This window comes from Paraliomyxa miuraensis (assembly GCF_026337845.1).
In the GTDB taxonomy this organism is placed as follows: domain Bacteria; phylum Myxococcota_A; class Polyangia; order Nannocystales; family Nannocystaceae; genus Paraliomyxa; species Paraliomyxa miuraensis.
The window spans coordinates 98246-113570 of sequence record NZ_JAOVZF010000159.1 but is presented as its reverse complement, the minus strand read 5'-3'; the positions used below and the strand labels follow the sequence as shown (position 1 = coordinate 113570).

Here is a 15325-nt window from a genome sequence, read left to right as displayed (position 1 = left end):
TGGCGGTGGCAGGGAAAGGGGCTGCCACCATGCCTTGCCTCGTCACGCAAGCCCTACGAGTACGCTGTCGCACGAACGTCACCGTACATGCGCCACGATCACCCGCGGGGGGCGCAGATCGGGATCAGCGCGCGTCTCGAATCGAGGATCTCGGCGCCGCTCCGAGCCCGATCGCGGGGTGGTATCGCCCCCCGGCGCTGCCCTAGACTGGGCACCCGCTCAGGGTCCCTTCGTGTTCGAGCTGGTCCGCGAACTCCACCCCGTACGGCGCGCACGCCCGTGGCTGCGCACCGTGGCCGCGATCGCGCTGCTCGGGTCCGCGATGACGGCGAGCGGGTGCGCGCGCGAGCCCGCCGAGTGCCTCGCCGATCTGCAGGAAGGGGACCTGGTGCTCACCGAGATCCGCGGACCTCAGGACGGCAGCCGCGGCGAGTGGTTCGAGCTGTACAACGCCACCGATCGAACCCTCGACCTCTACGGGCTGCGGGGCACGATGCGACCGCTCAAGGGCTCGGAGGTCGACGGTGACGTGGCCCTGACGTTCCTCGTTCGCGACTCGCTCGAGGTGGAGGCGGGCGCCTACGTGGTCCTGGGGACGCTGCCGCTCGACGAGTCGCGGCGCCCCGAGCTCGACTACAGCATCAACGACGACTTCCGTCGCGAGCCTCCCGTCATCGAGACGGTCACCAGCGGAGTGGTCGAGCTCCCGCCCGACGAGAACGCCGACCCGCGCAGTCTGTTCGGCAACGCCATCCTGCAGTTCCACGCCTGCGATCGCCTCGTCGACGAGCTCGTCTACTCCGAGCTCCCCGAGGAGGGCACGTTGAGCTACGACGGCCCGCTCGACGCCGAGGACAACGACGATCTCCAGCGGTGGTGCACCGACGCCGCCGAGGCGCCCGCCGGCGGCCCCCAGACGGCGACCGGACTCCCGGGCACGGGCGGGGAGGCCAACCGACCATGCGCGTGAGCGCCAGCCACGTCCGATGGGCCTCACGAAGGCTCGCCCTCGGCCAGCTCGCCCTCGTCTCGCTCGGGCTTGGGCTCGGGCTCGGGCTCGGGCTCGGATGCGGACCCCAGGGCGTGGGGCACTACGACCGTGGCCAGCTCGCCCAGTCCCTCGCCGCTCCCGCGCCCGACGCGGGCCTGGTGATCGGCGAGTTCACCCCGCAGAGCCCGGCCGTGGTCGACGGCGACACCATCAAGGTGGTCGGCATCGAGGGCACGCTGCGCCTGTTGGCCATCGACACCGAGGAGACCTTCAAGTCCGACAAGGATCTGCGCCTCTACGACGAGGGCTTCGACGTCTACCTGGCCAAGAAGCAGGGCGACAGCACGCGCCCGGTCAAGGTCGCCACGCCCCTGGGCATGGACGCCAAGCACTGGGCCGAGGAGTTCTTCGAGGGCGTGCGCACGGTCCGGCTCGAGCGCGATCATCCCAAGGAGCTGCGCGGTCGCTACGGTCGTCTGCTCTCCTACGTCTTCGTGGAGAAGGACGGCCGCTGGATCAACTACAACGTCGAGTGCGTGCGCGCGGGGATGAGCCCCTACTTCACCAAGTATGGCTACTCGCGGCGCTTCCACGAGCAGTTCGTGCAGGCGCAGGCCGAGGCCATGGCAGCCGAGCGCGGGATCTGGGACCCCGCGCTCGAGCACTACCGCGACTACGACGTCAGGCTGCGCTGGTGGAACGCTCGCGCCGAGGTCATCGCACGCTTCGAAGCGGAGGCCGCCGGCCGCGAGGACTGGATCGCCCTGACCAATTGGGACGCGGTCGAGCGGCTCGAGGCGCTCGAGGGCAAGGAAGTGGTGGTGCTGGCCACCGTGGGCGACATCCGCCCTCGCGAGGGCAAGCGACCCGCCCGGGTGATGCTCTCGCGCAAGATGTTCAGCGACTTCCCGCTCATCTTCTTCGACGACGAGGTGCTCGAGCGCTCGGGGGTCGCGGAGGCCAAGGGCGAGTACGTGCGGGTGCAGGGCACCGTGAGTCGCTACGTGTTCAAGTCCCGCCGCCAGCGCGCCGGCAAGGCCAAGAAGGACGAGGAGCCGCGGTCGCAGCTGCAGATCCAGATCCGTCGCCCCGAGCAGATCGCCTTCGTCGACACGCGACCGGCTCGCTTCCCCTCCGCGACGCCCGAGCCCGAGCCTCCAGCCGCGATCGTGGAACCTCCGCCCGCGGCGGAGCCCACTGGGCCAGAGCCCACCGGGCCAGAGCCCACTGGGCCAGAGCCCACCGGGCCAGAGCCCACCGGGCCAGAGCCCACCGGGCCCGAGGACTCCGCACCTCCCGGAGCCTCGGAAGAAGTCACCGAACCCGAGCCCACCAAGCAGCCCCAACCCACGCCTGCCCGCAGCTCGCTTCGCCCCTAGCCCTGGACCTCGAGGACTGCCATGACCGCTCACCGCCCCCACCGCCCGCTGCAGACCTTGATCACGTGGGGTTCCCTGCTCGCCATCGCCGGCTGTGCCGGTGGCGACGGCGAGGGCTGCGGCGGTAGTGGCGACGGCGACACCGACGGGAACGGGGACTGCAACGGCGGCCTGCTGCTTCCGGGCGACCTGGTGATCTCCGAGATCATGGCCGATGCTCCGGGCGCAGACTCGGGCCGCGAGTGGTTCGAGATCTACAACGCCAGCTCCAACGAGATCGATCTTGCCGGCACCACCCTGATCCTGAGCAAGGAAGATGGAACCTCGGCCAAGGCCCACCTGATCGCGCGCAGCTGGGTGCTCGGGCCGCAGGAATACGGCGTGGTCGGAGCCCTGCTCGACGACGAGACCGTGCTCGCCGTGGTGCCCTACGTGGACTACGGCTACGCGGACGATCTCGGCGACATGAGCAACACCGCGGGTCGTCTGGCGATCGCCTGCGGCGACGAGACCATCGACGACGTCCTCTATGGCGAGCCCACCCAGGCCGCCTCCCGGATCTACAGCGGCGACCGGCTCCCGGACGCCCTGGGCAACGACGACCTCGACCTGTGGTGCGACTCCACCACCGCGCTCGATGCCGAGTCGAAGGGCACGCCGGGTGAGCGCAACGATCTCTGCGTTGGCTCCGGCCCGATCGCCTGCATCGATCCCGACACCGGCGAGGCCCGCGAGGCCGTGGCCCCCGCGGTGGGCGACCTCCTGATCTCCGAGATCATGAGCGACCCGAGCGACGACGACGACGGCAAGGAATGGTTCGAGGTCTACACGATGGCCGACTTCGACCTCAACGGCGTGGCCGTGGGCAAGAAGCTCGACCTGACCGACGCCACCCCCGTCGCGCTCAACGACTGCGTGCCGGTGGCCGCGGGCACCCGCCTGGTGTTCGGCCAGGACCTCGACCCCGCGCTCAACGGCGGGCTGCCTCGCGTGGATGCGCTGTTCGACTTCAGCATCAACCAGGACAACGGCCAGCTCGTGCTGAGCTACCAGGGCACGATGCTCGACGAGTACGCCTACGGGACCACCGACACGGGCGTGGCGTGGAACCTCGATCCGGACTTCCACACCGCGGCGGACAACGACGTGCGTGGGTTCAGCTGCGACGCGAACACCCCCTACGGCAACGGCGATCTCGGCACGCCCGGCGAGGCCAACGTGGAGTGTGCCATCGTGCCTCCCGAGGGGCAGTGCTTCGACGGCGGCTCCCTGCGCGAGGTGATTCTCCCCTCGGACGGAGACCTCGTCATCACCGAGGTCCTGCCCAACCCCGATGCGGCCGCCGACGAGGACGGCGAGTGGATCGAGATCCTGGCCACCGGCTCGTTCGATCTCAGCGGGCTGCCCCTCGGTCGCGTCGACGGCTCGGACGACGACGTGGTGGAGACCCTGGGCGGCGCCTGTACGACCCTGAGCGCCGGGGACTACGCGGTGATCGCCCGCAACGCCGACCCGACCGTCAACGGCGCCCTGCCGCAGGTCCACGGGATCTTCGACTTCTCGCTGCGCAACAACGACGAGGGCGTGTGGATCGGCGGCAGCGTGGAAGCTCCGGTCGACGCCATCACCTGGAGCTCGTCGACCACCGGCGCCGCGACCCAGCTCGACCCCGCGGCCACCGATCCCGCCGCCAACGACGACGAGGCCAACTTCTGTCCCGCCACCGAGGCCTACGGCGACGGCGATCTCGGCACCCCCGGGGAGGAGAACGTCGGCTGCGGGACGATCCCCAGCGGCACCTGCCTCGACGGTGGTGCCGAGCGCGACGTGGTGCCCCCGCAGCCGGGTGACCTCGTCCTCACCGAGCTCATGCCCGACCCCGCTGCCGTCGGTGACACCAGCGGCGAGTGGTTCGAGGTCCTCGCCACCGCCAGCGTGGACCTCAATGGTCTGCAGTTCGGCGACGACCCGAGCAGCCCCGACGGCACGCTGCCGGTGGGCGGCGATTGCATCGCGGTGGGGGCCGGCGAGCGCGTGGTGATCGCCCGCAGTGCCGACCCCATGGTCAACGGTGGCCTGCCCGCCGCGCTCCAGGGCAGCTTCAGCCTGACCAACGGCGGCGGCACCTTGTCGGTCGGCCTGGGCAACATGGCCTTCGATACCGTGACCTGGAACGGCAGCACCCCCGGCGCGGCCTGGACGCTCGATCCCGCGGCCGAGGATCCCGTGAGCAACGACGACCCCATGAGCTGGTGCGTGGCCACCGATCCCTACGGTGCGGGCGATCGGGGCACCCCGGGCGCCCAGGGCCCCGCGTGCGGCATGATGACGGGAGACGGCATGTGCCTGCAGGGGGGCGTGCCGCGGGCCATCGTCTCTCCGATGGCCGGCGACCTGGTGATCACCGAGTGGATGCCCAACCCCGACGTGGTCACCGATGCCAATGGCGAGTGGTTCGAGGTCCACGTGGGCGCCAACGTCGATCTGAACGACGTGCAGCTCCATCGGGCCACCGACGCGGCGGGCCCGTTCACGGTGCAGACCACGATCACCTCCGCCGATTGCCTGCCGGTCACCGCCGGCAGCTTCGTGGTCTTCGCCCGCAACCTCGATCCCATGATCAACGGCGGCCTGCCCGCGGCCGATCACGTGTTCACCTTTGGCCTCAACAACACCGACGCCGGCATCGGCGTGGGCGTGGCCGACGTGATCCTCGACCAGGTCGTGTACGCGACCTCGACGGCCGGCGCCGCCACCCAGCTCGACCCCGGCAGCCTGACCCCGGCCGGCAACGACGTCCCCGGCAACCTCTGCGTCGCAACCACCCCTTACAGCGTCGACAACGACGGCACCCCCGGAGCGGCCAATCCCCCGTGCTGACCTCGATCACCCCCTCCAAGCTGGTCCCCGCCGCAGTGGCGGGCCTGCTCGCCGGCCTCGTCCTGGGCACCGCCTGCGAGACCGAGCAGCCGCCCAACTGCGGTCCGACCGAGGCCGTGGTCACCCGCGTGATCGATGGCGACACCATCGAGATCGACGCCGAGGACCCCGTGACGGGCACGCCCTACCACATCCGCTATCTCCTGGTCGACACCCCCGAGACCAGCGGAACCGCCGAGTGCTACGGGTTCGAGGCCAAGGACTTCAATCGCTCGATCGTCGAGGGCAAGACGGTCCGGCTCTCGTACGACGACGAGTGCACCGATCGCTACGATCGGCTGCTCGCCTACGTCGAGCTCGCCGACGGGCGCAGCGTCAACGAGCTGCTGATCGAGCGCGGCCTGGCCTGCGTGCTGCACATCCCGCCCAACGGCTCCGATCGCGTCGACGAGTACCGCGCGGCGGAGGACCGGGCCCAGGCGGGCATGGTCGGCCTGTGGGGCGCGTGCGTGGGCGTGGAGGCGCCGTGTGGCTAGGCTCTGGTCGGGCCTGGGGCGCGGCGGATCGCTCGCGCTCGCGCTGACCGTGGGAGGGCTTTGCCTGCCACGGACGGCCTCGGCCATCGAGTACGAGATCTTCGTCGACGTCGACGACGAGGAGGATCTCGACGAGCTGAGCCTCAACGATCAGATCAGCGACGAGACCTACCAGGATCTCGTCGAGCTGCTGCGCCGCGGCACCAACCTCGACGAGGCCAGCCGCGACGAGCTCTACGCCCTGCCCAACCTCAGCTACGAGGAGGTCGACCGCATCCTGGCCTATCGCGCCGAGGCGGGGCGGATCGCCGACCCCGCCGACCTCGTGGTGGCCGGCGTGCTCACGCGGCGCAAGCTGGCTGCGATCGCGGCGTTCCTCCTGGTCCCCGACCCCACCGCCAAGGGCGGCGGCGTGAGCGGGAGGATCCGCTATCGCATGACCTACGCGGCCCAGGATCCGCGCGTGCCCCCCATGGCCCTGCAGGCGCGGATCAAGGCGCTCGGCAACCTCACCATGGGCGTGGCCGCGATGCTCGACCCCCAGCGGATGGGACCCGTGAGCCACGACCCCAACCGCGATGCCCTGCTCGCCGAGCCCTATGGTCTGCGGCCGCGCCTCCCCAAGGCGTTCGTGCAGTGGGACACGGCCCGGTGGAGCCTCATCGCCGGCACCTACCGCGCGGGCTTCGGCCAGCGGCTCACCTTCGACAACAGCCGTCGCTACACCCCCAACGGCCTCTATCTCGACGACGCGCTCGTCAATCGCTACGACCTCACCAGCTCCTGCCGGGAGACGGCCGGCGAGCTGCAGCAGGCCCCGTGTGACAGCTCCGCGCTGCGGGTCGCCCCGAGCTTCCAGATGAGCCCCGGTCTGCAAGGCGCGGCCGCCGGGGCCAAGCACCTGCCGCTGCCCGTGGGCTGGATGCAGGCCTACGTGTTCTGGTCGATGCAGAACCTCGACCTCTATCAGTACCGCATCTACGACCGCACCGCCTGCGAAGACCCGCGCAGCGACGACGCCGCGTGCCGCTCTCCCACCATCTACAAGGCGCAGGACGACCCGCTGGCCCCGACCACCGCCTATCGCTACGCCACCCTCCCCAACATGGTCGACCTCGTCACCCAGGGCGCCAACCTGGCCTGGTGGGCCGACGAGCGCAACCACCTCGGGGTGACCGGCTACGGCAGCGTGCCGCGCTGGCGGGTCGAGGGGGCCGACCTCGACTTCCAGACGGCCGAGCGCTACCCCCGGGGCGGCGCCTTCGGAGCGGTCGGGGCCGATTTCTCATGGGGGCATCGCTGGGCCGACGTGTTCGGCGAGGTGTCCCGCAGCTTCGACGGCACGCCGAGCGAGCAGAACGGTGGCGGGGGCTTTGCGGGGATCCTGCGCCACACCGCCTCGTGGAAGGATCAGGAGCTCGAGGTCAGCGCGCGCTACTACGACCAGCGCTTCGCCAACCCCTACGCGCGGCCGATCTCGTCGCGCGACCGCTACGACGGCAACCAGGGGCGAGACGAGGCCGGCGTGCGCGTGCGCTACAACGGCACGCTCGCCGAGCGCGTGGATCTACGCGCCTTCAACGACGTGTGGGTGCGTACGGAGAGCAAGCGCGTCCGCATGCGGAGCTTCGTGCGTGCCGACGCCGACGTGACCAAGTGGTGGCGCCCGGGGCTGTGGCTCGAGTACCAGACCCAGGACATGTCGAAGTGGAGCTTCGCGCAGTGCACCGAGCTCGAGGAGCTCCCGCAGGGCAGCGCGACGATCACGACCCCCATCATCTGCGGTGGCCAGCGCGTCCAGCTCACCGCGCGCTCGCGCTTCCAGCCCCACAAGAAGCTCCACTTCACGCTCCAGTATCGCCACGAATTCCAGAACTCCGAGTACGTCGACACCGACCTGCCGCGTGACAACGACTTCGAGGATCCAACCGGCAGCAGCACCGTGGACACCGAGGACTATACCGGCGGCGTCCTGCTGCCGGGCCAATTCTCGGGCTCCAGCGACGACCGCGAGCGGTTCGAGCGCCGCAATCGTCTCCGTCAGGACATCAACGCGTTCTTGATGGTCACCGCCAAGCTCACCGACGACCTGCGCCTGCGCGGCCGCGTGCGCTGGTACTGGGAGGACATCGCCGACAACAGCCGCTTCGAGCACTCGGTCTGGGCCTACGTGGAAGCCCGCTACCAGATCCGCCGCTGGGCGATCCCCTCGATCCGCTACGACATCTACACCTACCTCGATCGGCGAGACAGCACCGTCCTCTACGTCCAGAACGGCGAGCTGATCACCGTGCGCAACCCCAACCCCGAGCACTGGATCCGGTTCCAATTCGAATCGCGGTTCTGATCGAGCCCGACCCGAGCCCCCGCGAGCATTGCGCACGAGCGCCGTGGCAACCGAGGACCCGCTCGTGCGTGTGGTCTCGGACGCGGCGCCTCGTCTGCCGCTACGATCGACCCTCGCCGCCATGCCAAGGCCCACGACGCGCACGAGCCTTCGACGCGAAGGCCTCGCCCTCCGCGGCCTCGCGGTGGTCGTGCTCGCCCTCGTTCCATCCGCCTGCGTCGACCGGGTGATCCACGACCGCATCTGCGGCGACGGCCGGCTCTCGCCCGGCGAGGTGTGCCTGGGCGAGGGCTTCCAGCCCGCCGTCACCATCGATGCCCTCGCCCCGCTCGCCCTGCGCGTGGCCGACTTCGGCGACGACGGCCGCGCCGATCTGATGGTCCTGGGCCTCGGCCCCGCCGGCAGCGTCACCGCCCAGATCTGGGCCGGCGACGGTGCGGGGGGCTTCGTCCTCCCCGTGGATCCCGGGCTCACCGGCTGCAGCGCGCATCCGGCCCTCGGCCACATCGACGACGACGAGATCCTCGACGTGCTCATCGATGATTGCGCCCCCACCATGTCGCTGTTTCGCGGCACTCCCACCGGGGTCTACGAGCCCGCGATCACCGTGACCACCGGCGTGGCGACCACCAGCTCGGCCATGCTCGACCTCGACGGTGATGGCCGGCGCGAGGTGGTGGTGCTGGGGCCCGACGCCGATGGGCTGGTGTCGTTGTCGGTGTCCGAGCGCCAGCCGGGCGGCGCCTTCGACCCTCCCGCGCTGAGCCCCCTGGTCGGCCCCGCCCCCGACTTCCAGCCGTCCTCCTTCGGCGTGCTCGATCACGACGGCGACCCCCACTCCGACCTCCTGCTCGTGCACGGCGGACGCGTCGAGGGTCTGGGCGTGGCGCTGGGCTCCGAGGGCCTGTGGTTCTCCCAGGTCTCGCTCGTGGCGCCGCCGGGCCTGCGCCTCGACGGCGCCACCGTTCGCGACCTCGACGGCGATGGCCGCGACGAGGTGCTCGCGATCAGCTTCGAGGACGAAGCGCTGATCGTCCTCGACCTGCCGCCGCCCGGCTCGTCGCTCTTCGTGGAGCGCAACCGCTCCGTGCTCCCGGGCCTGAGCCCCGGCCCGGCCGTGCTCGACGACCTCGACGCCGACGGCAACCTCGACCTGCTGCGCGTGCAGCCGGGGAGCACCCGCCTCGAGGTCTGGCTCGGTGACCCGGACGGCCGCTTCGACGGCCCCACCCTCATCGAGCTCGACGCCCCCGTCGATCAGATCGCGGTGGCCGACCTCGACCACGACGGCGCGCTCGACATCGTGGTGGGCAGCTTCGAGGAAGCGGTGATCCGCGTGCTGCTCTCCGATCCTTGAGCCTTCACGGCGGGGCTTCGCGGGCCCTCAGCAAGGCGGCCACTTGGCCGCGTTGCTTGGTCGTCCACCACGGCCTACGATCATGGGATGCGCTGGTCCATTTCGTCGTGGTGGGTTCCGAGTCGCTGGGCGACCTCGTGCCTCGTGCTCGCCATCGCCGCATCCGTGACCGGCTGCCGGGACGAGGACGATGGACCCTACTGCAAGTGGGTCGAAGAAGATGTGCCGCTGGACTACTCGCTAGGGCCCTGGGGCGGGGATCTCAGCTACGACCTCCAGCCGGGCAAGATCCTCGAGCTCATCACGGTGCCCATGCAGGGGACGCTGACGTGGAATGGCGGCGGGAACTGGGCGTCCATGACACCGAGCGAGGGGACGACCGGCTTCTCGTCCTGGTTGGTGCATGACGGCACCACGGTGTATCGGCGGGTGCCCGGGGTCGAGTATCGGCGGGGGGACGGGGGGGACGTCTCGCTCGCCTGTCCGAACGCATTCGACTTTGGAGCCACGATCCACCTCCGCACGGACGATGGCGTGCTCGACGAGGCCTGGGAGACGGTTGTTTCGTTCGGCATCGCGGCGGGCAACGTAGGGACGGAGATCGACGCCGAGGACTCTGGCATCATCGAGAAGCTCCAGATAATCCCCAACCCCGATCCCCCGGAGCCGTTCGACAACGAGAGCTACTACTTTCGTCTGGGCTATGGTGTCTACCCGCTCTCGCCTGAGTTGCCCACGAAGACCTCGGGAAACCTGTACTTTCGCGGCGAATTCGAGCCGACCCGGGACGGAGCGATCATGGAACATAGCGGCTTCAATAGATTGCTCATGGAGTGGGTGGGCAGCGCGAGCGGGTGAGCGGCTCGGCACCAAGGGCAGCAGATCGACGATACCCGACGGGCAGTGAGAAGTCGGCCCGCCGGTTTGATGTTCGATAATTTCATCGAAGGCAGATGCGCCTCATTCAACGGCAGCTATGCCGTTGAATGAGGCCCAGACGGCCCAGACGCCAATGTCGATCCGTGTCCCCCATGCCTGGCTCCTGGGTCTGCTGCTTGCGGTTGCGTGTAGTAGTCCCGAACCCGAAAACGTCACGATCACGGCCACCGACAGTGGAGGGACGGGAGACGTCACTGCCACTGCCACTGCCACTGCCACTGCCGATTCGACCGGCGGCGGGAGCGAGCAAGAATTCCCCGGCGACCCATTGACCTTCTTCATCGAGGAGACCACGCAGTTTGCTCCGGTGCCAGGCGTTGCCGGGTGCAACAACGACGACCTCAACAACGTGGGGAGCCAGCTACAGCAGGCGATGCTCGCTGCGGGTTGGACGGGAGAGTATTTGAACAACGCCCAGGGCTCCACCTACCACTTCAACGATCCATTTGCCAGTGAGGGCTCGCCCTTCGGTCAGGAGGGGACCTTCGCCGACTCGCGACGCGTGACCGTCTATGCCAGCCACGGAAACATCAACTTCCTGCAATGGGGCCAGCCAGGCCCCACGCCGACCGGAGCGGAAGGCGTGTGTCAGCTCATTATCAACGATGCCATGCGGCTCGGATCGCTCGTGGGCGACATCTCGGGCGCGGCCATCTACGCCACCAGCTGCACCGCGTACGTCCACGACAACAAGCTGATCGAGACCCTCTTCGTCGGCGCGCAGATCGGCCAGCACTTCGGCTGGCACAACTCGCCGCACATCTCCGACCCGCTGCTCGCCTCGTTCTTCGACCAGACCGGCACCTCGATCATCGACGGCAAGGACACGATCGTTCCCGTGCACAACCGCGAAGCGTTCATCGGCATCGGTCAGTCCAAGCCCGGACTCTCGCGGAACTCGCCGGTCGTGTACACCCCCGGCCAGACCGCACCGGAGGTCGTCGACCGTCACTTCAATGCCCGCATGCGTCTTGGCATCGGGCTCGAGAACGTCATCCCCGAGCCCCAGAATCCGGACATCTACAACTACGCGTGGGTCGACCACGGAACGAGCCCAACATGCGAGCCCTAGCGTCCGCACTCTCGGCCATCCTCGGCATCCTTCCCGCCACCACCCTGGCGAGCCCGGCCGGCCCCGCGCCGGCGATTCCCGCGGATCAGCAGCCAATCGTGGCCGCGCGGCAGGTACACCTCTCGCGCATCCAACGAACCCCGAACGACCTCGCCTTGCGCACACGGTCGGTGCTCACACTGTTCTCCAACGCAGAGCCCGAGCCCGATCGACTGCACCAGTGGGCCCAGCAGGCGCTGGCCGACCCACACGAGACGCTGCAGTTCCACCCGCTCCCCGAGGCGGCGCCCGGGCTCGTCGTCCTCTACCAGCCCTGGGAGGATGACCTGATGATCTTCGACGTCGAGCGGCAGCAGGCCAGGCCCGAGCTCCAGCATGGCCCCGCTCCCGTCGTTGCGGACGCAGGTGTGGGTGAGGTCACCGCTCGCGAAGTCATGGCCGCCACGCTGGCCTCACTCGTCGCCACGAGCGTGCTGCCGAACGGCTACGACGCCGATGAGGCGCACCTGGGCCTCTGGCGGGAGCACGAAGGCCGCGGGCCCGCGCTCGAAGCGGAATGGATCGTCGAGTATCAGTACACCCTCAACCGACGCGTCGCCGGCCTGCAGATCATCGACGCGGGCGTCCGCATCGGCATCGATCGCAACGGGACGCTCTCGAGCGTGCGACTGACGGACGTGAAGGTCCAGGCGCTCGACCAGGGGCAGATGCCGGTCACGCTCACCCAGGCCCACGATGCCTTCATCGCATCCGAGCAGGGCCGGTTTCCCGGAGCCTCGATCTTGATCGAGCAAGAGCGCGTGGGCGTGCTCCTCGGTCCCCACGAAGCCACCGCCACCCGGCCACCGTGCCTGGTCATCAACTACGCCTTGCGCTTCGCGGATGGCCCGGGGCCTGCCGCCATCAGCCGCCAGAAGGTCGCGACGGTCTCCCTGGTCTCGGGGGGCTACGATCAAGTCCATCCGGTCCCTGCAACCGGGCAGTAGCCCGAATACCGAACGGATCCACCCGGCGAACGGATCACCGACCGAATCACCCTGAGGCCGCTTGCCCCCATGAGGCCCAGCGAGCGCAACCTCGTTTCGAGGACGACCCCTCCCGAGGGGGTCGCCTCGAACCTCCGTTCCACCTCCACCCCCTCACGAGGGGGTCTCCACGAACCTCAGGTTTCACCTCCACCCCTCACGAGGGGGTTGCCACGGACCTTTCGTTGCACCTCCACCCCCTCGTGAGGGGGTCACCGCCTACCACGGTTGCACCTCCACCCCCTCCCAAGGGGGTCGCCGCCTACCTCGCTCCACCTCCACCCCCTCACCAGTGGTCGGGCTTCGCCCTCCGGCTCGCCGAAACACGGCCATTGGTTTCAGTCGATGGTGAAGCTCCGCCGTAGCCGCCCGCCCACGGTGACCTCGACCACCGCGGTGCCCGGCGGCGGCTCGAACGAGCGCCCCTCGCCGGTGGCCAGCTCGGTGCCGGTGGCGTCGAGCGCCGTCCATACCCGTCGCGGCTCGCCCTCCACGAAGCCCACCGCGGGCGCCCAGAGCTGGTGACCATCGGGCTCGATCCACGCGTCGTGTCCCGGCAGCTCGTCTTCGCCGGTCGCCACCTCGGCGCCGTCCGAGCCCGGCGGAGCGGCTCCTGGCGCCGGACCGAAGAAGTCCTCGTCCACCGGCACGCTCGACCACTCGCAGTGCACGAACGTCGCGAACTCCACCGCCGACCCGCCCTCCGCGGTACATGCCGCCGACAGCTCGCCGATCGTGGCTGCATTGGGCGTGAGATCGAAGCCATCGCCGTACTGGTGCCGGGCGTAGAGCGCTCCCCCCATCGCCGCATTGGCAGCCGGCGAGAGATAGCCGTCGACGACCCCGATGCTGCCCACCTGGTCGCGCATCGCCTGCAGCGATTCCACCGCATGCGGTTGCACCACCGCCCAGCGACCCACCTCGAGCCGCGCGAGCTCGTCGAGCGCGAAGTTGGGCGCCAGCATCATCGCCGGATCGGCGCCTTCGATGTCCACGAGCCCCAGCGGCGCACGGTCCTGCCCGTCGGGCAGCATGGACGCGGGGTACTCGTAGCCCACGGGAAGATCGGCGTAGAACGCCTGCAGCGGCAGGCACGTGGTCCCGGCCCGATCACCGCCCAGGTAGCAGATCTGAGCCGGCAGCGGCGGCATCGGGTCGGCCGTGGTCGAGTCGTCGCCCTCGCACTCGCAGGCGCCAAAGCCCATGCCGTCGGCCTCGCACTCGTGCTGCCCCAGGCTCAGGCCATCGGGACACAGGCACGGTCCCGTCTGCCCCGGCTCGCACGACTCGCCCGATTCGGTACCGTCCGCACCGGTCTCCCCCTCGCCCTCCGTGAGCGTGCCCGAGGTCGAGCCCGAGTCGCCCACGGTCACCACGGGGTCCCATGCCGACGGCCCATCGTCGCCGCCACCGCACGCGAGCCCGCCCAGCAGCAGAAGCGTCCACCCCTCCCGTCTCGTCCGATCCCGCACGGCCACGCGCGACACTCTACCGCCACCCATGGCGCTCGCGCATCCGCGGCCGCCAGCAAGGCTTTCTCCGGGTTTCTTGGTGCGCTGGCTCCCCCCGTGGCACACCGAACGGGACCGTGAGCGACCGCGATCCCAACGACGGTCCTGGACGGGGCCCAGGCACCGTGCTCCTCGCCGGCGGGGGCACCGGCGGACACATCTATCCCAACGTCGGAATCATGGAAGCCCTCCGCGCGCGTCGCCCCGACGCCAAGGTGCGCTTCCTCGTCTCCGATCGGCCCGGCGACCCCAAGATCATGGAGCGCCTGGGCGAGGCCTACTCGCAGAGCCCCGTGCGGCCGCTGCCTTCGCTGCGCAAGCCGTGGCAGGCGCTCCCGTTCCTGCTCGCGTGGCGCCAGGGCACCGCACAGCTGCGGCGCTTGTTGTCCGAGCACCGCATCGCGGCCGTGGTGGCCACCGGCGGCTTCGTCTCCGGACCCGCGATCGCGGTGGCGGCCAGCGCTGGATTGCCACGCGCCATGGTCAACCTCGATGCGGTCCCCGGCCAGGCCAACCGCCTGCTCGTGCGCCGGTGCTCGCGGGTCTTCACCGCCTACCGCTCCGAGCTGCTGCCCGGCGCCGATGCGATCGGCCTGCCGATGCGCGCCGCCTCGGTGGGCGACCGCGATCCCGCCAAGGCCCGAGCGGCCCTCGGTCTCCCCCCCGAGCGTCCGCTCCTGTTCGTCACCGGAGCCACCCACGGCGCCACCTCGATCATCCACACCATGGAGGCGCTGCTGCGGCGGCCCGCGATCGTGGAGGCGCTGGCCGGCTGGCAAGTGCTGCATCAGTGCGGCACCCACGACGTGCCCGGCCTCCAGCGCGCCTACGATGACGCGAAGATCCACGCCAAGGTCGTCGACTACCTCGAAGCCATGGGCCAGGCCTGGTCGGCGGCCGACCTGGCGGTGAGCCGCGCCGGCGCCGGCAGCGTCGCCGAGGCCTGGGCCAACGCCGCGCCCACCGTGTTCCTGCCCAATCCCTACCACCGCGATCAGCACCAGCGGCACAACGCCCAGCCCATGGTCGACGGCGGCGGTGCGATCATGCTGCGCGACGAGATCGACCCCGAGCGCAACGCCGAGCTGCTCACGCCGGTGCTGCTCGAGCTGCTCGGCGATCGCGAGCGTCGTGACGGCATGCGCGAAGCGGCCCGCCAGACCTGCCCGCCCGACGGTGCGGCGGCGGTGGCGGCGTGGCTCGACGACGTGCTGGGTTGACACCGAGCTCGTCGGTGGCCCACATCGGTCACGAGAACAGCCGTCAAGCACGAAAACCGTTGGTCGCG

Annotated in this window: 11 protein-coding genes; 10 read left to right on the top strand and 1 reads right to left on the bottom strand. The window is 69.9% G+C overall.

The features are described 5' to 3' along the window. Positions 1 to 232 precede the first annotated feature (232 nt). From OEB96_RS31765 to OEB96_RS31725, 9 genes are all read left to right on the top strand, one after another. Positions 233 to 970: a lamin tail domain-containing protein gene (locus OEB96_RS31765; RefSeq protein ID WP_266220570.1), complete on the top strand. Its 738-nt coding sequence runs from the start codon at positions 233 to 235 to the stop codon at positions 968 to 970. Continuing rightward, a complete protein-coding gene (locus OEB96_RS31760) occupies positions 967 to 2370 on the top strand; it encodes a thermonuclease family protein (RefSeq protein WP_266220569.1) in 1404 nt (467 codons plus the stop codon). Before OEB96_RS31765 ends, OEB96_RS31760 begins: the two co-directional genes overlap by 4 nt. Before the next feature lie 21 nt (positions 2371 to 2391). Next, a complete protein-coding gene (locus OEB96_RS31755) occupies positions 2392 to 5250 on the top strand; it encodes a lamin tail domain-containing protein (protein ID WP_266220568.1) in 2859 nt (952 codons plus the stop codon). After that, positions 5244 to 5786, top strand: a complete 543-nt coding sequence (locus tag OEB96_RS31750; RefSeq protein WP_266220567.1) for a thermonuclease family protein — start codon at positions 5244 to 5246, stop codon at positions 5784 to 5786. Before OEB96_RS31755 ends, OEB96_RS31750 begins: the two co-directional genes overlap by 7 nt. Then, positions 5779 to 8133, top strand: a complete 2355-nt coding sequence (locus OEB96_RS31745; RefSeq protein WP_266220566.1) for a hypothetical protein — start codon at positions 5779 to 5781, stop codon at positions 8131 to 8133. The genes OEB96_RS31750 and OEB96_RS31745 overlap by 8 nt, the downstream gene beginning before the upstream one ends. Positions 8134 to 8254: 121 nt before the next feature. Continuing rightward, positions 8255 to 9490, top strand: coding sequence for an FG-GAP repeat domain-containing protein (locus tag OEB96_RS31740; RefSeq protein WP_266220565.1), 1236 nt, complete (start codon positions 8255 to 8257; stop codon positions 9488 to 9490). An 87-nt stretch (positions 9491 to 9577) separates the two neighbouring features. Then, positions 9578 to 10348, top strand: coding sequence for a hypothetical protein (locus tag OEB96_RS31735; RefSeq protein ID WP_266220564.1), 771 nt, complete (start codon positions 9578 to 9580; stop codon positions 10346 to 10348). 154 nt (positions 10349 to 10502) lie between these two features. Next, entirely contained in the window at positions 10503 to 11501 is a 999-nt protein-coding gene (locus OEB96_RS31730) for a hypothetical protein (protein ID WP_266220563.1), read from the top strand. Then, positions 11489 to 12487 carry a hypothetical protein gene (locus OEB96_RS31725; RefSeq protein WP_266220562.1) on the top strand — a complete coding sequence of 333 codons (999 nt, stop codon included), beginning with the start codon at positions 11489 to 11491 and terminating at the stop codon, positions 12485 to 12487. Before OEB96_RS31730 ends, OEB96_RS31725 begins: the two co-directional genes overlap by 13 nt. A gap of 377 nt (positions 12488 to 12864) precedes the next feature. Here the strand turns inward: OEB96_RS31725 and OEB96_RS31720 are convergent, their stop codons facing one another. Next, positions 12865 to 14004, bottom strand: coding sequence for a D-Ala-D-Ala carboxypeptidase family metallohydrolase (locus OEB96_RS31720; protein ID WP_266220561.1), 1140 nt, complete (start codon positions 14002 to 14004; stop codon positions 12865 to 12867). A gap of 110 nt (positions 14005 to 14114) precedes the next feature. On the opposite strand from OEB96_RS31720, the gene OEB96_RS31715 reads away from it, so the two are divergent. Beyond that, positions 14115 to 15257, top strand: coding sequence for a UDP-N-acetylglucosamine--N-acetylmuramyl-(pentapeptide) pyrophosphoryl-undecaprenol N-acetylglucosamine transferase (locus tag OEB96_RS31715; protein WP_266220560.1), 1143 nt, complete (start codon positions 14115 to 14117; stop codon positions 15255 to 15257). Positions 15258 to 15325: the final 68 nt, after the last annotated feature.